The 21,956-nt window shown below is 50.9% G+C and carries 22 protein-coding genes; 15 read left to right on the top strand and 7 right to left on the bottom strand.

The window, feature by feature from the left end; translation table 11 throughout:
- Nucleotides 1-139: 139 nt before the first annotated feature.
- The 11 genes from serC to ACQY8X_RS00195 all read left to right on the top strand — a co-directional run bounded on the left by serC (nucleotide 140) and on the right by ACQY8X_RS00195 (nucleotide 11,070).
- Nucleotides 140-1,222, top strand: coding sequence for a 3-phosphoserine/phosphohydroxythreonine transaminase (gene serC, locus ACQY8X_RS00245; protein WP_428033131.1), 1,083 nt, complete (start codon nucleotides 140-142; stop codon nucleotides 1,220-1,222).
- Nucleotides 1,223-1,245: 23 nt separating this feature from the next.
- Complete coding sequence (pheA, locus tag ACQY8X_RS00240) at nucleotides 1,246-2,346, top strand: prephenate dehydratase (protein WP_428033130.1); 1,101 nt, start codon at nucleotides 1,246-1,248, stop codon at nucleotides 2,344-2,346.
- Nucleotides 2,347-2,361: 15 nt separating this feature from the next.
- Nucleotides 2,362-3,489: a histidinol-phosphate transaminase gene (gene hisC, locus ACQY8X_RS00235; RefSeq protein ID WP_428033129.1), complete on the top strand. Its 1,128-nt coding sequence runs from the start codon at nucleotides 2,362-2,364 to the stop codon at nucleotides 3,487-3,489.
- A complete protein-coding gene (locus tag ACQY8X_RS00230; protein WP_428033128.1) occupies nucleotides 3,486-5,702 on the top strand; it encodes a bifunctional prephenate dehydrogenase/3-phosphoshikimate 1-carboxyvinyltransferase in 2,217 nt (738 codons plus the stop codon). The genes hisC and ACQY8X_RS00230 overlap by 4 nt, the downstream gene beginning before the upstream one ends.
- 1 nt (nucleotide 5,703) lies before the next feature.
- Entirely contained in the window at nucleotides 5,704-6,387 is a 684-nt protein-coding gene (cmk, locus tag ACQY8X_RS00225; RefSeq protein WP_428033127.1) for a (d)CMP kinase, read from the top strand.
- Nucleotides 6,388-6,414: 27 nt separating this feature from the next.
- A complete protein-coding gene (rpsA, locus tag ACQY8X_RS00220; RefSeq protein ID WP_428033126.1) occupies nucleotides 6,415-8,091 on the top strand; it encodes a 30S ribosomal protein S1 in 1,677 nt (558 codons plus the stop codon).
- 69 nt (nucleotides 8,092-8,160) lie between these two features.
- Nucleotides 8,161-8,460 (top strand): integration host factor subunit beta, encoded by a 300-nt coding sequence (gene ihfB / locus ACQY8X_RS00215; protein ID WP_428033125.1) that lies wholly within the window; start codon nucleotides 8,161-8,163, stop codon nucleotides 8,458-8,460.
- A gap of 24 nt (nucleotides 8,461-8,484) precedes the next feature.
- A complete protein-coding gene (locus ACQY8X_RS00210; RefSeq protein WP_428033124.1) occupies nucleotides 8,485-8,793 on the top strand; it encodes a lipopolysaccharide assembly protein LapA domain-containing protein in 309 nt (102 codons plus the stop codon).
- Nucleotide 8,794: 1 nt separating this feature from the next.
- Complete coding sequence (gene lapB, locus ACQY8X_RS00205) at nucleotides 8,795-9,970, top strand: lipopolysaccharide assembly protein LapB (protein WP_428033123.1); 1,176 nt, start codon at nucleotides 8,795-8,797, stop codon at nucleotides 9,968-9,970.
- A gap of 32 nt (nucleotides 9,971-10,002) precedes the next feature.
- Nucleotides 10,003-10,710: an orotidine-5'-phosphate decarboxylase gene (gene pyrF, locus ACQY8X_RS00200; RefSeq protein ID WP_428033122.1), complete on the top strand. Its 708-nt coding sequence runs from the start codon at nucleotides 10,003-10,005 to the stop codon at nucleotides 10,708-10,710.
- 78 nt (nucleotides 10,711-10,788) lie between these two features.
- A complete protein-coding gene (locus tag ACQY8X_RS00195) occupies nucleotides 10,789-11,070 on the top strand; it encodes a ComEA family DNA-binding protein (protein WP_428033121.1) in 282 nt (93 codons plus the stop codon).
- A 72-nt stretch (nucleotides 11,071-11,142) separates the two neighbouring features.
- Here ACQY8X_RS00195 and ACQY8X_RS00190 read toward each other — a convergent pair whose 3' ends face one another.
- The 4 genes from ACQY8X_RS00190 to typA all read right to left on the bottom strand — a co-directional run bounded on the left by ACQY8X_RS00190 (nucleotide 11,143) and on the right by typA (nucleotide 15,376).
- Nucleotides 11,143-12,036, bottom strand: coding sequence for an AEC family transporter (locus ACQY8X_RS00190; protein WP_428033120.1), 894 nt, complete (start codon nucleotides 12,034-12,036; stop codon nucleotides 11,143-11,145).
- 4 nt (nucleotides 12,037-12,040) lie between these two features.
- Nucleotides 12,041-12,478, bottom strand: a complete 438-nt coding sequence (gene dtd, locus ACQY8X_RS00185; protein WP_428033119.1) for a D-aminoacyl-tRNA deacylase — start codon at nucleotides 12,476-12,478, stop codon at nucleotides 12,041-12,043.
- Nucleotides 12,479-12,498: 20 nt separating this feature from the next.
- The gene (pip, locus tag ACQY8X_RS00180) at nucleotides 12,499-13,449 is read right to left on the bottom strand and encodes a prolyl aminopeptidase (RefSeq protein ID WP_428033118.1); all 951 of its coding nucleotides are present in this window, start codon (nucleotides 13,447-13,449) and stop codon (nucleotides 12,499-12,501) included.
- A 109-nt stretch (nucleotides 13,450-13,558) separates the two neighbouring features.
- Entirely contained in the window at nucleotides 13,559-15,376 is a 1,818-nt protein-coding gene (gene typA / locus ACQY8X_RS00175; RefSeq protein WP_428033117.1) for a translational GTPase TypA, read from the bottom strand.
- Between the two features lie 439 nt (nucleotides 15,377-15,815).
- Here typA and glnA point away from each other — a divergent pair, with 439 nt between their 5' ends.
- The 4 genes from glnA to trmL all read left to right on the top strand — a co-directional run bounded on the left by glnA (nucleotide 15,816) and on the right by trmL (nucleotide 20,502).
- The gene (glnA, locus tag ACQY8X_RS00170; RefSeq protein ID WP_428033116.1) at nucleotides 15,816-17,219 is read left to right on the top strand and encodes a glutamate--ammonia ligase; all 1,404 of its coding nucleotides are present in this window, start codon (nucleotides 15,816-15,818) and stop codon (nucleotides 17,217-17,219) included.
- Nucleotides 17,220-17,493: 274 nt separating this feature from the next.
- A complete protein-coding gene (gene glnL, locus ACQY8X_RS00165) occupies nucleotides 17,494-18,558 on the top strand; it encodes a nitrogen regulation protein NR(II) (protein WP_428033115.1) in 1,065 nt (354 codons plus the stop codon).
- Nucleotides 18,558-19,982 carry a nitrogen regulation protein NR(I) gene (gene glnG, locus ACQY8X_RS00160; RefSeq protein ID WP_428033208.1) on the top strand — a complete coding sequence of 475 codons (1,425 nt, stop codon included), beginning with the start codon at nucleotides 18,558-18,560 and terminating at the stop codon, nucleotides 19,980-19,982. The genes glnL and glnG overlap by 1 nt, the downstream gene beginning before the upstream one ends.
- 55 nt (nucleotides 19,983-20,037) lie before the next feature.
- The gene (gene trmL / locus ACQY8X_RS00155) at nucleotides 20,038-20,502 is read left to right on the top strand and encodes a tRNA (uridine(34)/cytosine(34)/5-carboxymethylaminomethyluridine(34)-2'-O)-methyltransferase TrmL (protein WP_428033114.1); all 465 of its coding nucleotides are present in this window, start codon (nucleotides 20,038-20,040) and stop codon (nucleotides 20,500-20,502) included.
- 117 nt (nucleotides 20,503-20,619) lie between these two features.
- Here trmL and secB read toward each other — a convergent pair whose 3' ends face one another.
- The 3 genes from secB to ACQY8X_RS00140 are packed head-to-tail and all read right to left on the bottom strand — an operon-like array spanning nucleotide 20,620 to nucleotide 21,819.
- Nucleotides 20,620-21,102, bottom strand: coding sequence for a protein-export chaperone SecB (secB, locus tag ACQY8X_RS00150; RefSeq protein WP_428033113.1), 483 nt, complete (start codon nucleotides 21,100-21,102; stop codon nucleotides 20,620-20,622).
- Between the two features lie 26 nt (nucleotides 21,103-21,128).
- Nucleotides 21,129-21,383 (bottom strand): glutaredoxin 3, encoded by a 255-nt coding sequence (gene grxC, locus ACQY8X_RS00145; RefSeq protein WP_428033112.1) that lies wholly within the window; start codon nucleotides 21,381-21,383, stop codon nucleotides 21,129-21,131.
- 22 nt (nucleotides 21,384-21,405) lie between these two features.
- Nucleotides 21,406-21,819 carry a rhodanese-like domain-containing protein gene (locus ACQY8X_RS00140; RefSeq protein WP_428033111.1) on the bottom strand — a complete coding sequence of 138 codons (414 nt, stop codon included), beginning with the start codon at nucleotides 21,817-21,819 and terminating at the stop codon, nucleotides 21,406-21,408.
- Nucleotides 21,820-21,956 lie beyond the last annotated feature (137 nt).

Below are 21,956 nucleotides of genomic sequence, written 5' to 3'. Positions count from 1 at the left end.
CTAAATCAATGTGCGGCTCAGGCCGCACATTTTTGTCTTAGCCTGCTGTTTAAACTGTTTTACAGAATGACTTAGAAGAGCCCTTAACGGCGATCTTTTTTAAACCCCATTTTACGAACTTTGTAGCAGATCTATCATAATGACACGTAATTATAATTTCAGTGCGGGTCCTTCTGCACTGCCTGAAGAGGTCCTGAAACTGGCTCAGCAAGAGCTTCTGGACTGGCATGGTCTTGGACTTTCCATCATGGAGATGAGTCACCGTAGTGATGAATTTGTTGCTGTGGCGGCTGAGGCTGAACAGGATCTGCGCGATCTGATGAATATCCCGGATAACTATAAGGTTCTGTTTATGCAGGGTGGTGCGAGCAGCCAGTTCAGCATGATCCCTATGAACCTGCTGCGGGGTAAAACGACCGCCGACTATATCAATACCGGTGACTGGTCGATCAAAGCGATAAAAGAGGCGTCCCGTTACTGTGACGTGAATGTGGTTGCTACGACAGAAGGTAATAACTTTACCCGCGCCCCGGCGCAGGAAGAGTTGAAACTAAACCCGGATGCCGCCTATGTGCACTACACGCCTAACGAAACCATTCGGGGCGTTGAGTTTGATTACATTCCTGAGACCGGTGATGTGCCGCTGGTTGCTGATATGTCATCCAATATCCTCTCACGCCCAATCGATGTGAGCCGGTTTGGCATGATCTACGCGGGCGCTCAGAAGAATATCGGTCCTGCGGGCCTGACGGTGGTCATTATCCGGGACGACTTGCTCGGTAATATTCTTCCGGCAACACCGGCGCTGTATGATTATAAAGTCAACGCCGATGCCGACTCTATGCTGAATACACCGCCAACATTTGGCTGGTATCTGGCGGGGCTGGTATTTAAATGGCTGAAAGCTCAGGGAGGGGTTGAAGCGATCGCAGAGCTTAACCGTCGTAAAGCGGAGAAGCTCTATGCGGCGATCGATAGTAACCCGTTCTATTCCAATCCGGTGGCGATCAATGCGCGCTCCTGGATGAATGTCCCCTTTATTCTTGCTAACGCTGACCTGGATAAGCAGTTCCTTCTGGAAGCTGAGCAGAAGGGCTTACTCAACCTTCCCGGGCACCGTTCAGTCGGCGGAATGCGGGCGAGTATCTATAACGCCGTATCTGAAGCGGGCGTGGATGCGCTGATCGCCTTTATGCAGGACTTTTCACAGCGTCACGGCTAAGCCAGATAGCAGAGGGCGGTAAGATGAGTGATCAGGAATCAGAACTGAAACTTGTACGCGATCAGATCGACTCGATCGATAAGCAGATTCATCAACTGCTTAATGACCGTGCCCGCTGCGCGCAGAGCGTAGCTGAGATCAAGCAAAGGTATCAGGGGGCTCAGGAGGCGGTTTTTTATCGCCCTGAGCGGGAAGCGCAGGTGCTGCGCCGGGTTATGGAACGTAACGAAGGGCCGCTTGCTGATCTTGAAGTGGCCCGGCTATTCCGTGAAATTATGTCGGTCTGCCTGGCGCTGGAAAAACCGATGCATGTTGCTTTTCTCGGGCCGGAGGGGACATTTACCCAGCAGGCCGCCAGCAAGCACTTTGGCCATTCCGCCCACTGTATTCCGTTTAACAGCAATGATGAGGTGTTCCGCGAAGTTGAGGCGGGTGGCGCGCACTATGGTGTGGTGCCAATCGAGAACTCTTCCGAGGGGATGGTTACCCATACGCTGGATCTGTTTAAGCGTTTTAATCTTAAAATCTGTGGTGAGGTGGGCCTGCGCATCCATCATCATGTGTTGCGCTCAGGCGATGAAGGTCTGGAAAATATCACCCGTATCTATCTGCCACAACAAACACTCTCGCAGTGCCGCAGCTGGCTCGACACCCATTTTCTCTCAGCCGAACGTATCCTCGTCAACAGTAACGCTGAAGCGGCCCGGATGGCGGTTAAGCAGGGCGCCTCGGCAGTAGCGATAGCCAGTGATCTGGTGGCTGATCTGTATCAGCTGAATATCGTTGCCCGAAATATTGATGACCAGTCTGACAACAGCACCCGCTATCTGATTATTGGTAATCAGGAAGTGGGCGAAAGCGGTCATGATAAAACCTCAATTCTGGTGACCGTCAAAGACAAGGCCGGGGCGCTGTATGAGCTGCTGGAGCATTTTCATAAACATGAGATCAGTCTGACAGGTATTGAAACCCGACCCGCAAGTACCGAGAGCGCACATTCAATTTTCTATATTGATTTTGAAGGGCATGCGGCGAATCAGCATATACAGACCGTATTGCAGGAACTGCAGTCTGATACTGTAGAACTGAAATTGTTGGGCTCATACCCGGTAGCAGTACTCTGATCTGGAGCAAAGTAGATGGCATGTGATTTCTATCAGTTAGCAACGCCCGGGGTTCGGGGTCTCCATCCTTATCAGCCGGGGAAGCCGGTAGAGGAGCTGGAGCGGGAACTGGGCATTAAAAACAGTATTAAACTGGCCAGTAATGAAAACCCTCAGGGGCCGAGTGCGGTCGCCATTGCTGCTGTTCAGACAGCGTTGGCTGAGAGTTGTCGTTACCCTGATGCCAGTGGTTTTAAGTTGAAGCAGGCGTTATCAGATCACTACGGTATCGGTGTCAACACGATAACTCTGGGGAATGGTTCAAATGATGTGCTGGATCTGATCGGACGGACATTTCTGCTGCCTGGCGATGAGGTTATCTATTCAGAGTACTCCTTTGTTGTCTACATGCTGGTGGCTCAGTCAACCGGCGCCCGGGCGGTGGTGGTTCCGGCCCGTGACTGGGGACATGATCTGGATGCGATGGCGGCGGCCGTGACCGATAAAACCCGGGTGATCTTTCTGGCGAACCCGAATAATCCGACCGGCACCTGGTTTGGTGGGCAGGCGTTGCGGAGCTTTATGGCGAAAGTGCCGGAGAGCGTCGTGGTTGTGCTGGATGAAGCCTATCTGGAGTATGTTGCAGAATCCGGTTATATGTCGGGGCTGGCGCTGCAACAGGAATACCCGAATCTGGTGGTTACCCGAACCTTTTCTAAAGCCTTTGGTCTGGCCGCATTGCGTATCGGTTATGCGGTGGCTGATCCGGCGATTACTGATCTGCTGAACCGTGTACGTCAGCCTTTCAATGTCAATATTCCTGCGTTGGAGGCGGCTGCAGCCGTGCTTAGCGATAGTGAGTATTTGCAGCGCAGTGTTGCTCTGAATTGTACCGGTATGGCGCAGCTGGAGCAGGGGCTTGCCCAGCTGGGGCTCAGCTGGATACCCTCTGTGGGTAATTTTATTACGGTAGACTGTGGCTGTGATGCGGCACCACTATATGCAGGATTACTGCAGGAAGGGGTGATAGTCCGACCGGTCGCTAACTATCAGATGCCCAACCATCTGCGGGTGACCATTGGTTTGCCTGAGGAAAATAGCCGGTTTCTCAGCGCCTTTGACAAAGTATTGAAGCAGCAGTCAGGCAAGGCAGATACACTGTGAGATGTTTGACTGAGCGCGTATTGATTATCGGCTTGGGATTGATCGGTGGGTCACTGGCGAGTGCGCTGCGGGCGCGCAACATCTGTCGCACTGTGGTTGGTTTTGATCGCGATAAAGATGAGTTGGCCACTGCGCTGCGCCTTGGCATTGTTGAGGAAGCAGCAGCTGATCTGCTGGAGGCAGCAGCCCAGGCCGATGTGATTGTACTGGCTGTGCCAGTGAAGGCAATTGAAGCGGTTCTGGCGGAAATCTTGCCAGTATTGCGTCCGGACACTATTCTCACAGATGTCGGCAGTGTTAAAGGTAACATTGTCAGATCAGCGATCAATCTGTTTGGCTATGTACCAAAACGCTTTATTCCCGGTCATCCCATCGCCGGATCGGAGAAAAGTGGTGTGGCGGCGGCTGATGCAACACTGTTTGAGCATCATAAAGTGATTCTTACACCGCTGTCTGAAAGTGACCCGGATGCGGTCACACTGATCGCGCGGATGTGGCAAGCCGTTGGTGCACAGGTGCTGCAGATGGATGTTGACCGGCATGACGAAGTGCTGGCGGCGACCAGTCATCTGCCGCACCTGCTGGCCTTTTCTCTGGTGGATACACTGGCGCAGGAACAGGATTGTAATGATATTTTCCGCTATGCCGCGGGAGGCTTCAGGGATTTTACCCGGGTTGCCGCCAGTGATCCGACGATGTGGCATGACATCGGTCTGGCGAATAAACAGGCAATCCTGCAGAAGATTGACGAATTTACATCAGGTGTTAATCGGCTGCGAACAGCGATTGAATCTGAAGACAGCCTTGCAATGCTGGGGATTTTCACCCGGGCCAAGGCCGCACGTGAACACTTTTCTAAAATTTTATCGGGCTCAGCGTACTCGCAAAAGAATATGATAACAAAAGACACTACATTCTATGCACAACCCGGTGGTCAGGTGCAGGGCACGATTCGGGCTCCTGGCGATAAATCTATCTCTCACCGCTCCATTATGCTGGGGTCTCTGGCTGATGGTATCACCGAGATTACCGGTTTTCTTGAAGGCGAAGACAGTCTGGCGACCTTGCAGGCGTTCCGGGATATGGGGGTCGTTATTGAGGGCCCGCATCAGGGGGTTGTGAAAATTTATGGCGTTGGTATTAATGGCTTACGTCAGCCACCGGGGCCGATCTATGTGGGTAACTCCGGTACCACTATCCGTCTGATGTCGGGCCTCCTGGCAGGTCAGTCATTTGATTCTGAGCTGAGTGGTGATGCCTCTCTCAGTAAGCGTCCAATGGAACGGGTGGCTAAGCCGTTGCGGCTGATGGGCGCAGATGTCCAAACCGGCGAAAATGGTTGTCCTCCGGTGAAGATCAAAGGCGGGAAGAAACTTAAGGCGATCAATTATGAGATGCCGATGGCCAGTGCACAGGTTAAATCCTGTGTGATGCTCGCAGGTCTGTATGCCGAAGGTGAGACCAGCGTTATTGAACCGGCACCGACACGGGACCATACTGAACGTATGTTGCGTGGGTTTGGTTATTCGGTGGATGTTGCGGGTAATAAAGTTTCACTCTCCGGTGGTGGTTCTCTGACTGCAACAAAGATCGACGTGCCTGCAGATATCTCATCCTCAACCTTTTTCATGGTCGCAGCAGCTATCTGCCCCGGCTCTGATATTACCCTTGAGCATGTTGGCATTAACCCAACACGGATTGGCGTGATTAATATTCTGCGGGCGATGGGCAGCAATCTTGAGCTGTTGAACGAACGGGAAGTCGGTGGTGAGCCGGTGGCTGATATCCGCATCCGTTATGCTCCGTTGAAAGGTATCCGTATTCCTGAAGATCAGGTGCCGCTGGCGATTGATGAGTTTCCAGCGCTGTTTATCGCCGCGGTCTGTGCCGAGGGTGAAACGGTACTCACCGGTGCCGAAGAGCTGCGGGTAAAAGAGAGTGACCGTATTCAGGCGATGGTCGATGGACTGAAAATTCTGGGTGCTGACATCGAAGGTACACCGGACGGCGCTATTATCCGTGGTAGTAAAATGGGTGGTGGTGTGATTGAAAGTCATGATGATCACCGCATTGCGATGTCATTTACCATCGCTGCGCTCCGGGCCAGTGGGGATATCGAAATCCGTGAATGCGCTAATGTTGCCACATCGTTTCCAAATTTTGTTGAGTTGGCTCAGCAGGTAGGTATCCGGGTTCGTAAAGAGGAGAAGTAACATGGGAGATTTCCCGGTTATTGCAATAGATGGTCCTGGAGGATCAGGGAAAGGTACTATCTGCAGTCTGCTGGCCCGCGAGTTGGGCTGGAATCTGCTAGACAGCGGAGCCTTGTATCGGTTGGTGGGCCTGGCTGCGCGGCATCACGGTGTTGCTCTGGATGATGAAGCTGCGCTGGTGGTGCTGGCTGCTCATCTGGATGTGCAGTTTGAGACATCGGCTAATCATCATGAGGTTTCCATTGTTCTGGAGGGGGAAGACGTCACTAATGCTATCCGTACAGAAGAGTGTGGATCTGATGCGTCTGTGATCGCTGCGATAGGCTCTGTCCGGGATGCGCTGCTTGAGCGGCAGCGGGCATTTGTCTCCGAACCGGGGCTGATTGCCGATGGTCGGGATATGGGTACCGTGGTGTTCCCGGACGCCCCGTTAAAAATTTATTTGACGGCAAGTGCAGAAGAACGAGCAAACCGCCGGTATAACCAGTTGATAAATAAGGGGCTCGGTGCTAGTCTTCAGGCAATATTGGAGGATATTCAGGTACGGGACGCGCGGGATATGAATCGTGAAGTAGCGCCTCTCAAGCCTGCAAAAGATGCTATATCTCTTGATACTACTCATCTGAGTATTGAAGAGGTGTTAGCATCTGTGCTGGATCAGGCGAGACATAAGGGTCTGCGTTAACGGCAAAAAAAATGAGGTTTAGCCGGAATGAATGAGAGTTTTGCTGAGCTGTTTGAAGAGAGTCTGAAAGAGCTGGATATGCAACCAGGCTCTATTGTGACGGGTACTGTTGTCGCGGTTGATGGCGATTTTGTCGTTGTTAATGCCGGACTGAAGTCGGAGGGAGTTATCCCGCGAAATCAGTTTCTCGATGATGAGGGTAAACTGACCATCGCCGTGGGTGATGAGGTAAAAGTTGCTCTGGTATCTCTCGAAGACGGTTCTGGCGAAACTCAGCTATCGCGTGAAAAGGCGAAGCGGGCTGAGTCCTGGGGTGTGCTTGAAAAAGCGATTGCAAATGACGAAGTCATTACCGGACGTATTACCGGTAAGGTTCGCGGTGGTTTCACCGTTGATGTTAACTCCATTAGTGCCTTCCTACCGGGTTCTCTGGTCGATATTCGGCCGTTACGGGATACCTCTCACCTGGAAAACAAAGAGCTTGAATTTAAGCTGGTTAAGCTGGATGCCAAGCGGAATAATATCGTCGTGTCCCGGCGCGCCGTGCTTGAAACCGCTTACAATGCTGAGCGGGATAGGCTGCTGGCGACCCTCAATGAGGGGATGACGGTTAAGGGGGTCGTGAAGAATCTTACCGACTATGGTGCGTTTATCGACCTGGGTGGTGTGGATGGTCTGCTGCATATAACTGACATCGCCTGGAAGCGCGTTAAGCATCCGAGTGAACTGCTGTCGATCGGCGATGAGATCGACGTTAAAGTGTTGCGCTATGATCGGGATAAGAGCCGGGTTTCGCTGGGTATGAAACAGCTCACCCCGGACCCATGGGATGAGTTCAAGGCGGCCCATCCGGTCGGCACCAAAGTGTCCGCGAAGGTCACTAATATTGCGGATTATGGTTGTTTCGCCGAGATTCAGGTAGGTATCGAAGGCTTGGTGCATGTATCTGAGATGGACTGGACCAATAAGAATGTTCACCCATCGAAGGTCGTCCATCTCGGAGATCAGATCGAGGTGATGATTCTCGATATTGATGAGCAACGCCGGCGTATATCTTTGGGTATGAAGCAGTGTCAGGCTAACCCCTGGGATGCCTTTGCAGAACGCTACAGTAAAGGTACTGAGATCACGGGTGTGATCAAGTCGATTACCGATTTTGGTGTATTTATCGGCCTGGAGGGGGGCATTGATGGTTTAGTGCATCTTTCTGACCTGTCCTGGGATCAGGAAGGTGAAGAGGCGGTTAAGGCCTATAGTAAAGGTGATACTGTCAGTGCAGTGGTGCTGGCGGTTGATTCAGAGCGCGAACGTATCTCTCTGGGGATTAAGCAGTTAGGCGGTGATCCTTTCTCCGAGTATACCGCGGTGAATGCCAAAGGCGCGGTTGTTCAGGGTAAGATCACACAGGTTGAGCCGAAACAGTTAGTCGTTAGTCTGGCTGAAGGGGTTGAGGGCACGGTTAAAGTGCAGGAAGCCTCATTTGAACGGATCGACGATCTGACACATGCATTTACTGTCGGCGACGATATTGAGGTGATGCTTGTCAATATAGACCGGCGCACCCGTGCGATTACGCTATCAGTGAAACAGGTTGAAAAACGGCAGGAAAAACAGGCGCTGGATGCGATTAAGCACCAACAGGTTGAATCTGAAGGGCCGACGACTATCGGTGACCTGATCAGAGCTCAACTGGAAAAGAAATAGTAACGGATACACATAATTTCTGATGAGAGGTCTGGTAACTATCAGACCATCAAATGTCAGGGGGTGAGCATGACTAAGTCTGAACTGATCGAGCGTTTGATTGACCAGAACGAACAGCTTTCAATTAAAGATGTAGAGCTGGCAGTTAAAACTATGCTGGACCATATGACGGAGTCTCTCGCTCAGGGCGATCGCATTGAGATCAGAGGGTTTGGTAGTTTCAGCCTGCATTTTCGTTCGCCACGAGTGGGGCGTAATCCAAAAACCGGTGATTCAGTATCGCTGGACGCTAAATATGTACCACATTTTAAACCGGGTAAGGAACTGCGTGAGCAGGTTAATGACAGTCTTAAAAATGGACGGTCTTAAGGGATTGATTAATTTTAGGGGTAAATGATGCGTTGGTTAAAAACGCTGCTTGTGCTGGTGCTGTGTCTTGTATTTCTGTTCTGTGGCTGGACTTTTGCCACGCTTAATACTGAGATAGTCAGCATTAATATGTTTTTCTTTACTCTGCCCGAAGCCAGTTTATCTATTTGGCTAATGGCCAGCTTTGTGGCGGGTGGTATCGCTGGCGTTCTGGTTAGCAGCCTGTTTCTGATGTTGCTAAAACTCAAGCTTAAGGCCGCAAAGCGGAAGATTAGTTCAGCTGACAGGGAGCTTGATCAGCTGCGTACTGCATCTTTGAAACGCACTTCCTGAAATGAATGATTATCTGTTTATTATCCCGCTGTTTGTAGCGGTCGCTATCGGCTGGCTGATGGGGCGCCGTCAGCGGGATACTAAGCTGCCTCTGCACTCCTCGCTGCAGCAGGAGTATTTTCGCGGTCTTGATTACCTCCTGAGCGAAAAAACCGATGAAGCGATAGAGAGCTTTATTCGCGCCCTCGAAATAAATTCCGATACCATTCCTGCTCATCTGGCGTTGGCAAAGCTGTTTCGAAAGAAAGGGGATGTGGAACGTGCTATCCAGATTCATCAGAATTTGCTGGCCCGATCCGATCTTTCACGTGATGATTTTATGCGGATTCAGATGGCCCTGGCGCGGGATTACTATGCCGTGGGGCTGCTTGATCGTGCCGAAAATCTTTTGCTGGAGATTCGGGCGCAGCGTCCGGGCGCAGAAACCCATCAGAAAGTTATTGCTCTGCTGATAAAGCTCTACGAAAAAGAGAAGGAGTGGGGGCAGGCGATCGAGGTCGCTAAGCAGCAGAGTGCCGCTGAATTAGAGGGGCTTGAAGTTGAATTGAGCCACTATTGTTGTGAGTTGGCTGAGGGGTATATGGCTCAGCAACGCTACCGTCATGCTAGCGGTAAACTGAATACCGCTTTGAATTTTGATAAAGGTTGTGTCCGCGCCAGTCTGCTGTTGGCGGATATCGCTATTCAGCAGGAGAACTGGAAAGGGGCGATTACTGAATTGAAGCGGGTTGCCGCCCAGGACCCTCAGTTCTTATCTGAAACCATCAAGCGTCTGCAGCGCTGCTATGCTGAGCTGAACCAGCTGGCTGAGTTTGAACGCCTGATGACGCAGTGGTTGAACAAATACCCGTCAACCAGTGTGATGCTGGCCCTGGCTGGCCGGATACTCGAACAGCAAGGGGCTTACCCTGCGGGTGCTTTTATTACTGACCAGCTGAAGCACCGCCCCTCGGTGAAGGGATTTAACCGCTTGATTGACCTGTATATCGCCCACGCTTCAAAAGGAGCCAATGAAAGCCTGATGGTGTTGCGTGGTCTGACGGGGCAGCTGGAATTGAGTAAGCCGGTGTATAATTGTCAGCGATGTGGTTTTTCAGGGAAGTCGCTGCACTGGCAATGTCCCTCCTGTCAGAGTTGGGGGACGACTAAACCGATCCAGGGGCTTGAGGGTGAGTAGTCCCGATCTGAATCTGTATGAGATCTATCTAAATGAATAAGACGAAAGCGATTATTGTTGCGCTGGACTATCCCGATCAGGACGCCGCTCTGAAGATGGCAGATCAGCTGGATCCGGCCACATGCCGCGTTAAAGTGGGTAAAGAGCTGTTTACCCGGGCGGGACCGGCGGTGGTAGAGGCGTTGCATCGTAAAGGGTTTGAAGTTTTTCTTGATCTCAAATTCCATGATATCCCTAATACGACTGCAAAAGCGGTCAGAGCTGCGGCAGAGATGGGAGTGTGGATGGTGAATGTACATGCGTCCGGTGGCCGGCGGATGATGGAAGCAGCGCGTAATGAGCTTGATCAGGTGAATGGTGCTCAGACACTGTTAATCGCCGTCACTGTACTCACCAGTATGGAGCAGTCGGATCTGGCGGATATCGGTCTGGATATCGAGCCGCTTGAGCAGGTTAAACGCCTGGCATTGTTGACTCAGAACAGCGGTCTCGACGGTGTGGTTTGCTCTGCTCAGGAGGTAAAACCGCTGCGGCAGATCGTTTCACCAGCATTTCAACTGGTGACTCCGGGTATCCGTCCTGCAGAGGCTGAAGTTGGTGACCAGAAACGGATTATGACACCTGCAGAGGCGATTACCGCCGGCAGTACTCATCTGGTGATTGGTCGGCCGATCACACAGGCGGGAGTGCCGGTTGAGGCGTTACGCCGGATTGAACAGGAGATCCTTGCAGCACGTTAGTTGTCATATTTTTGTCATGTGCTATTAGTATTAAAGCCGGTTTTTACCGGCTTTAATACTAATGAAAAGGAAATTGCTATGAAATGGAGTTCGTATCTTAAATCGATATTATTGCTGCTCTGTCTGAGTTTGCCGTTGGGCGTATATGCTGAGCCGATGGTGAATATCAACACGGCAACGGTTGATCAGCTGGTAGAGGTATTGCAGGGGGTAGGGCCGGCAAAAGCCAAAGCCATTATCGAGTATCGAGAAACTAACGGGCCGTTCAAAACTGTGGATGAGCTGGCTAATGTGAAGGGGATCGGTAGTGCGACGGTGGCTAAAAACCTGCAAAGTATTATGGTTGAAGAGCCACAGTAAGATTGAGCGCAGTTAAGATGTGAAAGTAAGCTGTGACGTTAAGTTGTAGAGGCTGCCGTAAGGCAGCCTTTTTTATAAGACGAAGACCAGGGTAAGCGGAATAAAGATCAGTGATCCCATATTACCCAGCAGAACAATGGAGGCGACCTGTTTTGGTTCCTGGTTATATTGCTCAGCAACGATATAGTTTAGTACTGCAGGCGGTAGTGCGCCGAAAATGATCAGATAGGCAAACTGTTCGGCTTCCAGGTGCAGTAGTTGCTGAATGGCAAAGGCAATCAGAATGCCAATAGCCGGGCTGATAATAGCCCCGGTGACGCCTATCCTCCAGGCGCTGAAGTCAACGGTGATCAGTCTGACCCCCAGGGTAAAGAGCAGTAAAGGGATCGAAATCTGTCCCAGCATATCCAGCGAAGTAGAGATGGATGCTGGCATCGAAAGGTTGAAACTACTCCATAGCAGACCCGCAATGGTGGCGATAATGATCGGCATACGGAGCAGTCGCCAGGGATTGGTGCGATGGTCCATCATGTAGATGCCCAGAGTGAAGTGCAGGGTCATCTCAACAATAAACAACATAATTGCGGCGGGCAGGGCCTGCTCACCAAACGCCAGAATGATAAGAGGCAGGCCGAGGTTGCCGCTGTTGCTGAACATCATTGGAGGCAGAAAAGTTTTAGGTTTTACTTTGAGTATTTTACAGAGTGGCCAGATTAGCAGCCCGGACCCCAGAATAACAATCGCCGCACCTGCCGCCAGTGCCTGGTATTTCACCAGATCAAAGGATTTATCTGACAACACAAAAAAGATGAGTGCCGGGACAAATATATCCATATTCAACTGGTTGGCCAGTGACATGTCGGGTTTCTTATAGCGGCCATAGAGGTAGCCGCACAGAACAATCGCAAACAGCGGAAAAACGGTGAGAAAGATACGTTCGGCAAGTGCCAGGGTTGTGGTGTCCATCGGTTCAGACTTCCAGTAGAAAGGTGACAGGACCATCGTTGATCAGGCTGACCTGCATATCGGCGCCAAAGCAGCCGGTGGCAACGTCAGGGTGTTGTGCCCGGGCCTGACGGACAAAATAATCGTACAGCGCTTCGCCCTGCTCGGGTGTCGCGCCCTTGGAAAATCCCGGACGTAGTCCCTTGGCAGTGTCGGCTACCAGAGTGAATTGGGACACAACCAGCAGGCCGCCCTGCCGTTGTTGTAGGCTGAGATTCATCTTGCCCTCTGTATCGGCAAAAATCCGGTAATTCAGCACTTTCTGCAGGAGCTTGTCAGCGCTGGCTTCGGTGTCGTTCTTCTCGACACCCAGCAGAAGTAGAATTCCCGGACCTATTGCTCCATGGGGTTTGGCGGCAATATCAACTGAGGCGGACTTAACCCGCTGGATAAGTGCTTTCAACGCGGTTCCTTGTAACTTATTCAGGCTTTTGACAATGCAAACTGGTTAGTAGCTTTGATCAGGTTATCGGTGTTGCCGGGCTCCAGTGCGCTATGGCCAGCATCCCTGACGATATGCAGTTCAGCCTGAGGTAGTACCTCATACAGTGCAAACGCCTGTTCAATTGGACAGACTACATCATAGCGGCCGTGCACTATGACAGTAGGGATATGCTGAATTCTGTGGGCATCGCGGATAATCTGATCCGGCTCGATAAAGGCATGATTGATAAAGTAGTGTGCCTCTATCCGGGCCATCGCCAGCGCGATATGGGGGTCACCAAAGTGATCAACAAGGTCGCTGTTTGGATCAAGGGTAGAGCAACGGCCTTCCCAGACTGACCAGGCTTTGGCGGCAGACATTCGTGCGATTTCGTTGTCTGATGTCAGGCGTTTGTAGTAAGCCTGTAGCATCTCATTGCGCTCTTCCCGTGGAATGACCTTCTGATACTCTTTCCAGTAATCCGGGAAGATAGCGCTGGCGCCTTCCTGATAAAACCAGTGAATATCACGGTCGCGACAGAGAAAAATACCACGCAGAATCATGCCAGAAACCCGCTCAGGAAAACGTTCGGCGTACAGCAGGCTCAGGGTGGAACCCCATGAGCCACCAAACAGCAGCCACTCATCAATATTCAGGTGTTCGCGAATTTTTTCAATATCGCTGATCAGGTGCCCGGTGGTATTGTCTTTCAGCTCTGCATGGGGTGTTGACTGGCCGCAGCCGCGCTGATCAAACAGAATAATGCGATATTTTTCGGGATCAAAGAAGCAACGGTTAAAGCTGTTAGTGCCACCACCGGGGCCGCCGTGAATAAATAACACAGGGATGCCCTGGGCGTTGCCACTCTCTTCAATATAGAGGGTATGCAGGTCGTCAACAGCAAGGTGGTGCTGCTTATAGGGGTGAATATCAGGAAACAGGGTGTTCATATAGGTGTCCTTGTCAGTCTGGCAGACACCGGGAGTATAGCCCGGAACAGCGGTCGCTGTCCGGGCTATTTATGTGCAGATTTACCTGCTTATTGAAAAACGACAGCCTTTACTTCCCAGAACGGGAATGACGCTTACGTTCGTTTTCAGTTAGCATCTTCTTGCGGATGCGGATGCTCAGTGGGGTTACTTCCACCAGTTCGTCATCTTCGATGAAGTCCAGAGCCTGTTCCAGTGTAAAGCGCACTGGAGGGGTCAATTGAATGTTTTCATCGGTGCCGGATGCGCGTACGTTAGTCAGCTGCTTACCTTTGATCGGGTTAACGGCCAGGTCGTTGCTGCGGCTATGGATACCCAGGATCATGCCTTCATAGACTTCGATGTTAGGCTCGATACACAGGCGACCACGCTCTTGCAGGTTCCACAGAGAGTATCCCAGTGCTTTACCGGTTACCATGGAAACCAGAACACCGTTGTTGCGGCTGATAACTTCACCCTCTTTAACCACACCATAGTGGTCAAATACAGAGGTCATGATACCGGTACCGGAGGTCATAGTGAGGAACTGTGAACGGAAACCGATCAGACCGCGTGAAGGGATCAGGAAGGTCAGACGTACACGCCCCTTACCATCCACTTCCATGTTGGTCATATCCGCTTTACGCTTGCCCAGTTCTTCAATGATGTTGCCCTGGTGCTGCTCTTCTACATCGATCATGACGATTTCGAAAGGCTCGTGAGTTTTACCGTCAACTTCTTTCTGAATTACTTCAGGACGGGAAACACCCAGCTCAAAACCTTCGCGACGCATCGATTCGATCAGTACCGACAGGTGAAGTTCACCACGGCCAGATACTTTAAATTTCTCAGGGGAATCGCCTGGTTCAACACGCAGTGCTACGTTGTGAATCAGTTCGCGATCCAGACGGTCTTTGATATTCCGGCTGGTAACAAACTTACCGTCCTGACCCGCAAACGGTGAATCGTTAACCTGGAAAGTCATCGACACGGTAGGCTCATCAACAGAGAGAGGCGGTAGCGCTTCAACGGCAGACGGATCGCACAGCGTATCAGAGATGTTCAGGGCGTCGATACCGGTTACGCAGATGATGTCACCTGCCTGAGCGGCTTCAACATCGACACGATCCAGGCCCATATAGCCCATGATCTTCTGGACTTTACCGTTACGTACCTTTCCTTCGCGGTCGATGACTTTAACCACATGGTTAAGTCTTACCGTACCACGGGTTACCCGGCCTACACCGATAACACCAACGTAGCTGTTGTAGTCCAGCGCAGAGATCTGCATCTGGAATGGCCCTTCAGTGTCAACCTGTGGTGGGTTTACATGTTTTACAATCGCCTCGAACAGCGGCGTCATATCATCCGCCAACTGATCCGGCTCATTACCGGCAACACCGTTCAGTGCTGAGGCGTAAATGATGGGGAAGTCGAGTTGCTCATCGGTTGCGCCAAGGCTGTCAAACAGATCAAACACCTGGTCGATAACGTAATCGGGACGTGAACCAGGGCGGTCGACTTTGTTGACTACAACGATTGGGCGCAAGCCCTGCTCGAAGGCTTTTTGAGTTACGAAACGGGTTTGTGGCATTGGACCGTCAACGGCATCAACCAGCAGGCAGACGCAGTCAACCATCGACAGCACCCGCTCAACTTCGCCACCGAAGTCTGCGTGTCCGGGGGTATCAACAATGTTGATATGGTATTCATTCCATTGGATGGCGGTGTTCTTCGCCAGAATGGTAATACCCCGCTCTTTTTCCTGGTCGTTCGAATCCATGATTCGTTCGGTGCCTTCGTCACGACGGCCCAGCGTGCCGGACTGTGATAGAAGTTTATCAACCAGGGTGGTTTTACCATGGTCAACGTGGGCTATGATGGCGATGTTTCTTAAGTTTTCGATCACGTCTGGGGACCTGTGCAGACAAATTTAGAAGCGCACATTATACATGAGATATACCGCAGCTGCGTCTTTCTTATGTGCAGAAAGATAAAAATAGTTTTTTTTTCCGATTTGTTGATCTGTTTTAGAAGATAAGTGTTATAGGTTCGAGTATTATGAAGGCACCTTTTTGAGGCGGCGAGGATTAAGGCAAATCGGAAAAATGTGCAATGCACCATAATGGTTCGTTATTTGTTTATTTGCCCTGTTATGGTTCGCTATTCATGGGTTAATCTGTTTCAAATTCGATCAGAACCACTTTGTGCCGCGTTTTTTCGGTGCTTATGCTAACTGGCATAGCCCTTGCTGATTTTAAGGCGAAATAAACCTGACCGGTTTGGCTTTCGTAGTCATCAAAGGATCGGTTGGGCGTCTGGCAACATAATCTAGTGGAGAAAGTCAAATGTCAGAGACTCTGAATCTGATCAAAGAACATGATGTTAAGTGGGTCGATATGCGCTTCACCGACACCCACGGTAAAGAGCAGCACGTTACTATCCCTGTTACCGAAGTCGGTGAAGACTTCTTCGAAGAAGGCAAAATGTTTGATGGTTCGTCCATCGCTGGCTGGAAGGGTATTAACGAGTCCGACATGATCCTGCAGCCAGACGATTCGGCTTCTGTAATGGATCCATTTACGGAAGATTCAACTATTATTGTACGTTGTAATATCGTTGAGCCTTCAACCGGCCAGGGTTATGAGCGTGATCCACGTTCTGTTGCCAAGCGCGCTGAGGCTTACCTGAAGTCTACCGGTATTGCTGATACTGCTATCTTCGGTCCTGAGCCAGAATTCTTCGTATTTGATGAAGTTAAGTGGCATGCTGATATCAGTGGTTGCGGCTACTCTATCGGTTCTGAAGAGGCTTCATGGTCGACAAATAACAGCTATGAAGGTGGTAACACCGGTCACCGTCCACGTGTTAAAGGCGGTTACTTCCCGGTTCCTCCGGTTGATTCCCTGCATGATCTGCGTGCCGCTATGTGTGATGCGATGTCTGCGATGGGCCTGACTATCGAAGTACATCACCACGAAGTAGCAACTGCAGGTCAGTGTGAGATTGGTGTGGGTCCTAACACCCTGACAGCTAAAGCTGACGAAGTGCAGATTCTGAAGTACTGCGTGCACAACGTTGCTCACGCATACGGTAAGACTGCTACCTTTATGCCTAAGCCTCTGGTAGGTGATAACGGTTCTGGTATGCATGTTCACCAGTCTCTGTCTAAAGATGGCGTGAACATTTTCCACGGTGATGCCTATGCCGGTCTGAGTGAAACTGCACTGTTCTATATTGGCGGTATCATTAAGCACGCGAAAGCGCTGAATGCCCTGACTAACGCCTCTACCAACGCTTATAAGCGTCTGGTGCCAGGCTTTGAAGCACCTGTTATGCTGGCATACTCTGCCCGTAACCGTTCTGCTTCTATCCGTATCCCTTATGTAACCAATCCTAAGGCTTACCGTATTGAGACTCGCTTCCCTGATCCATCTGCTAACCCTTACCTGTGCTTTGCAGCGCTGATGATGGCGGGTCTTGATGGTATTCAGAATAAGATCCACCCTGGCGATCCAGCGGATAAAGATCTGTATGACCTGCCTGCTGAAGAAGCGCTTGCTATCCCAACCGTTGCGTCTTCTCTGGAAGAGGCGCTGGATGCTCTGGATAATGACCGTGAGTTCCTGACTGCTGGCGGTGTATTTACCGACGACATGATCGATGCATATATTGGTCTGAAGAAGGAAGAGTGTCTGAAAGTAAGTCAGACTACTCACCCGGTTGAGTTTGATATGTACTACTCTGTTTAATCCAGTGCGGATTAGCTGAAACAAGCCTCCTTCGGGAGGCTTTTTTTATTCCCGATTTTTGGCTGATTTTGTTTGCACTAAAACAGTGCGCATGATTTTATTGTTCGGGTCTCTCCGGCGGATTAACCCGCTTCAGAGTGGCCGTAAATCCCGGAATCTGTGCTTATTTTTTTCTGTGCACCGAGTTGGTTTACTTTTTGCTACCATCTTTATAGTAACCGTCTGCGATAAGTTAAAAGCAGTCATGGTCAGTTTCTGAGGCAGAACATCAACGATGAAAACACCCGATCTGCATAAACATATATTAGACAACCTGTCTACAGCGGCCCTGCTAGTCGATAGTGAGTTGCAACTGGTGTATATGAATCCGTCTGCCGAGATGTTGCTGGAAGCCAGTGCCCGGCGTTTGCGTCTGTTGCCGTTTCATGACTGGTTTCTGGTGGATGATGACCAGAATGCGTTAACTGGTGCGCTGGACAATGGTCATCCCTTTACCAAGCGTGAAGCAAAGTTAACAACGCTGGCAGGGCGGGAGATCACTATCGATTACAGTGTGAATCCAATGCCACAGAAATATGGGCGACTGGTACTGATTGAGCTGACGCCGAGAGATCGCTTGATTCGCATATCCCGGGAAGAGGAGTTGCTGAGTAATCATGAAACGGTGATCTCGCTGGTCCGGGGGCTGGCCCATGAGATTAAAAACCCATTAGGGGGGTTGCGCGGTGCGGCGCAGCTACTTGAGCGCGAGCTCGCTGATGAGTCATTACACGATTACACCCGGGTGATTATTGAAGAGGCCGACCGCTTACGGAATCTGGTTGACCGGATGTTAGGGCCGCATAAGATGCCACGTATGGAAGAGGTGAATATCCATTCCATACTGGAACATGTGAGCAGCCTGGTGATTGCTGAATTTGGTGATTTGGTTCTTGTTCAGCGGGATTATGATCCCAGTTTGCCTGAGTTTATGGGCGACAGGGAGCAGCTGATTCAGGCGGTGCTGAATATTGTGCGTAACGGTATGCAGGCGTTGCAGGAATCGGAAACTGAAGATCCGCATATCCTGTTGCGTACCCGTGTGATGCGCAATCTGACGTTGGGTGCTGAGATGCATCGGTTGGTTTGCTGTGTCGAGATAACCGATAACGGACCGGGCATACCGGAAGAACTACTGCAGAAAATTTTCTATCCGATGGTGAGTGGTCGAGCCGTCGGAACAGGCCTGGGATTGTCAATTGCACAATCTGTATTGGCACAACACCGGGGACTGATCGAGTGTCGAAGTGTCCCCGGAGAGACCTGCTTTCAATTATTAATACCTCTGGAGCTACAATGATGACTAATGCTGCATCTGTATGGATTGTAGATGATGACCGTTCGATTCGCTGGGTGATGGATAAAGCACTCTCCAGTGAAGGGGTCAGAGTCACACTGTTTGAAAGCGGCGATAGCATGTTGCAGCAACTTTCGCGGGAGGTACCGGATGTTGTTGTCAGTGATATCCGGATGCCGGGTATTAACGGGCTTGATCTGCTTGAGCGGGTGAATGCTGAGCATCCGGAACTGCCGATTATTATTATGACCGCCCATTCCGATCTGGATAGTGCGGTGGCCTCCTATAAAGGTGGGGCGTTTGAGTACCTGCCTAAGCCCTTCGATATTGATGAAGCGGCAGCGCTGGTTTTACGAGCCGTAGAACACTCCCGTGAACAGCAGCAACAGCGTGGTGTTGAGCCTGAGGCGCAGACTGAAATAATCGGTGAAGCTCCGGCAATGCAGGAGGTATTCCGGGCTATAGGTCGTTTGTCTCAATCGAATATCACGGTATTGATCAATGGTGAATCCGGTACTGGTAAAGAGTTGGTGGCGAATGCTTTGCATCAGCACAGTCCACGTTCATCCAGACCATTTATTCCTTTGAACATGGCGGCTATCCCCAAAGACCTGATCGAATCAGAACTGTTTGGTCATGAAAAGGGAGCTTTCACCGGTGCCGCCTCTGCCCGTCCGGGGCGTTTTGAGCAGGCGGATGGTGGTACACTGTTTCTCGATGAGATCGGGGATATGCCTGCGGATACCCAAACCCGGCTGTTGCGGGTGTTGGCTGAGGGGGAGTTTTATCGTGTTGGTGGACATACCTCAGTTAAGGTCGACGTGAGGATTATTGCTGCAACCCATCAGGATCTGGAAAAACTGGTACAGGAGGGGCGTTTTCGTGAGGACCTTTTCCATCGACTGAACGTTATCCGCATCCACATTCCAAAGCTGGCTGAACGTCGCGAAGATATTCCCCGGCTGACCCGTCATTTTCTGCAAAGCTCTGCCGAAGAGCTGAGTGTTGAATCAAAGCTGCTGCACCCGGATACCGAAAAATTTCTCAGTACACTACCCTGGCCAGGTAACGTGCGGCAGTTGGAGAATACCTGTCGCTGGCTAACAGTGATGGCGTCTGGTCGTGAAGTGCTGGTGGGTGATCTGCCCCCGGAGCTGCTGGATCATACCGGTGATGAGCAGGTTGTTACCTCGAACTGGGAGAAAGCCTTACGTAATTGGGCGGAGAAACAGTTGCAGCAGGGATCTACATCTATTTTAGATACGGCGGTGCCTGCATTTGAAAAAATAATGATTGAAGCGGCGCTGAAGCAAACCGCTGGTCGTCGCCGGGATGCCTCGCTGCTGTTGGGGTGGGGGCGTAACACGCTAACGCGCAAGATCAAAGAGCTGGGTATGGATGATGTGCCGGAGTCTGTAGAAGAGTGATCTTACGCTTGTTTCAGCTATAATCCCTGCCTCATCGAGAGTCAGGGATTTTTTTATGCTGCATGTGGTGCTTTACCAGCCTGAGATACCGCCAAATACCGGTAATATCATCCGCCTGTGTGCGAATACCGGATTTCAGTTACATCTGATTGAGCCGCTTGGATTTGATTTTGATGATAAAAAATTGCGACGTGCCGGGCTCGATTATCATGAGTTTGCCCGGGTAAAGCGCTATGCCGATCTTGGCAGCTGTCTGACTGAACTTGCATCGGGAACCGTGTGGGCGCTGACGACGAAGGGGAGTCAGTGTTACTCCAATGCGGCGTTTGCTGAGGGAGATGTGCTGCTGTTTGGTCCGGAAACTCGTGGTTTGCCAGCCGAGGTGCTGGATAGCCTGCCCGCGGCGCAACGCCTCCGGTTGCCGATGAATGCCGACAGTCGAAGTCTGAACCTGTCAAATACGGTTGCGGTAGTGGTCTATGAGGCCTGGCGACAGCTGGGGTTCGGTGGCAATAGCTGAGTCACGGGTCAGTGGTGTGGCGGTCTCTGATAACGCTGCCAGGTCACAGCCGCATTAAGCACAAAAAAATCCGATGACATTGCTGGCATCGGATTTTTTGTTTAAGCGTCGGCGTGCTTAATGCTGTGGCGCTTCTTCAGCCGCAGCGGCAGCCTGTTGTTGCATCTGCTGGGCATATAATGCATCAAAGTTGACCGGAGACAGCATCAGTGCAGGGAAACTACCCTTGTTAACCATGTTGTCGATCGCTTCACGAGCATATGGGAACAGAATGCTTGGGCAGAAAGCGCCCAGCGTGTGATGCAGTTCAGCATCGGCAAGACCGGTGATGGTAAAGATACCGGCTTGCTGAACCTCAACCAGGAAAGCGGTGTCGCTATCGTTTTTAGCGGTAACAGTCAGTGTCAGAACCACTTCAAACACGCCTTTATCCAGCGTGGTGGTTGCGGTGTTCATATCCAGGTTGATCTCTGGCTGCCACTGCTTAGTGAACACCTTTGGTGAGTTAGGCGCTTCAAAAGAGGAGTCTTTAATATAAACACGCTGAATCGCAAACTGAGGAGCCTGTTGTTCCTGGGTGTTCTGTTCGTTCTCTGCCATTGTCCTGTTTTCCTGTAAATAATGAGTTAACCGGCCAGTAACGGATCAAGCTTTCCCTGTTGTTCCAGGGCAAACAGATCGTCACAACCGCCGACATGAAGTTGGTCGATAAAAATTTGTGGAACTGATGTCCGGCCGCTGCGCTGGTTCATCTCCTGGCGGGCGCCGGAAACCTTTTCGACATCTATCTCTGTGTAGCGGGCGCCTTTATGATCCAACAGCATTTTTGCCCTGCGGCAAAAGGGACACCAGCTATTGCTGTATACGGTAATCTCCGGCATGACTATTTAATCTCCGGCATGACTATTTAATCACCGGAAGGCTTTGGGCTTTCCATTCGGTCATGCCGCCAGAGAGACGGACAACGTTATCAAAGCCTGCGGTTTTAAGTTTTTTGCTGGCTGCACCGGCGGTCTGGCCAATATTACAGACGACGATAATCGGCTTCTGTTTATGCTTGTCCAGCTCGCTCATGCGTTTGTCCAGTTCAGTGACCGGGATATGGATAGCATTGGTAATGTGTCCGGTGGTGAACTCTTTTTTGGGCCTGATATCCAGAATAACCGCATTATCTTTGTTGATCAGTCGGGTTGCTTCATGGGTGCCTACGGACTTTCCTGCTTTATTCTGTTCAGTCCACAGCAGCATTGCCAGGGTTAAGCCCCAGGCGGCTACCAGCATAATATTGTTAGTGATGAATTCGAGCAGTTGTTCCATTCTCTGTATCCGGCCAGTTGCGAAGCCGCGGAATTAATTGCGGGTCGCGGTGATAGTTTTTAAAGGTGATCGTTTTTAAAGCCGGTAAGTATACCTTGCGAAAGCAAAACTGGTAACAGCCGAAGGCGTGAAATCCA

The organism is Amphritea sp. (assembly GCF_050300915.1).
Taxonomy (GTDB): Bacteria; Pseudomonadota; Gammaproteobacteria; order Pseudomonadales; family Balneatricaceae; genus Amphritea.
Note: the sequence above shows the minus strand (reverse complement) of the source record. Positions and strands in the feature narration are given on the sequence as shown.

Bases quoted from the DNA above. Each gene is read 5' to 3' on its own strand.
- ACQY8X_RS00140 (WP_428033111.1), bottom strand. From the start codon at position 21,819: ATGGAACAACTGCTCGAATTCATCACTAACAATATTATGCTGGTAGCC.
- pheA (WP_428033130.1), top strand. From the start codon at position 1,246: ATGAGTGATCAGGAATCAGAACTGAAACTTGTACGCGATCAGATCGAC.
- lapB (WP_428033123.1), top strand. From the start codon at position 8,795: ATGAATGATTATCTGTTTATTATCCCGCTGTTTGTAGCGGTCGCTATC.
- glnA (WP_428033116.1), top strand. From the start codon at position 15,816: ATGTCAGAGACTCTGAATCTGATCAAAGAACATGATGTTAAGTGGGTC.
- secB (WP_428033113.1), bottom strand. From the start codon at position 21,102: ATGGCAGAGAACGAACAGAACACCCAGGAACAACAGGCTCCTCAGTTT.
- serC (WP_428033131.1), top strand. From the start codon at position 140: ATGACACGTAATTATAATTTCAGTGCGGGTCCTTCTGCACTGCCTGAA.
- grxC (WP_428033112.1), bottom strand. From the start codon at position 21,383: ATGCCGGAGATTACCGTATACAGCAATAGCTGGTGTCCCTTTTGCCGC.
- cmk (WP_428033127.1), top strand. From the start codon at position 5,704: ATGGGAGATTTCCCGGTTATTGCAATAGATGGTCCTGGAGGATCAGGG.
- pip (WP_428033118.1), bottom strand. From the start codon at position 13,449: ATGAACACCCTGTTTCCTGATATTCACCCCTATAAGCAGCACCACCTT.
- rpsA (WP_428033126.1), top strand. From the start codon at position 6,415: ATGAATGAGAGTTTTGCTGAGCTGTTTGAAGAGAGTCTGAAAGAGCTG.
- pyrF (WP_428033122.1), top strand. From the start codon at position 10,003: ATGAATAAGACGAAAGCGATTATTGTTGCGCTGGACTATCCCGATCAG.
- trmL (WP_428033114.1), top strand. From the start codon at position 20,038: ATGCTGCATGTGGTGCTTTACCAGCCTGAGATACCGCCAAATACCGGT.
- ihfB (WP_428033125.1), top strand. From the start codon at position 8,161: ATGACTAAGTCTGAACTGATCGAGCGTTTGATTGACCAGAACGAACAG.
- hisC (WP_428033129.1), top strand. From the start codon at position 2,362: ATGGCATGTGATTTCTATCAGTTAGCAACGCCCGGGGTTCGGGGTCTC.
- ACQY8X_RS00190 (WP_428033120.1), bottom strand. From the start codon at position 12,036: ATGGACACCACAACCCTGGCACTTGCCGAACGTATCTTTCTCACCGTT.
- glnL (WP_428033115.1), top strand. From the start codon at position 17,494: ATGAAAACACCCGATCTGCATAAACATATATTAGACAACCTGTCTACA.
- glnG (WP_428033208.1), top strand. From the start codon at position 18,558: ATGACTAATGCTGCATCTGTATGGATTGTAGATGATGACCGTTCGATT.
- ACQY8X_RS00210 (WP_428033124.1), top strand. From the start codon at position 8,485: ATGATGCGTTGGTTAAAAACGCTGCTTGTGCTGGTGCTGTGTCTTGTA.
- ACQY8X_RS00195 (WP_428033121.1), top strand. From the start codon at position 10,789: ATGAAATGGAGTTCGTATCTTAAATCGATATTATTGCTGCTCTGTCTG.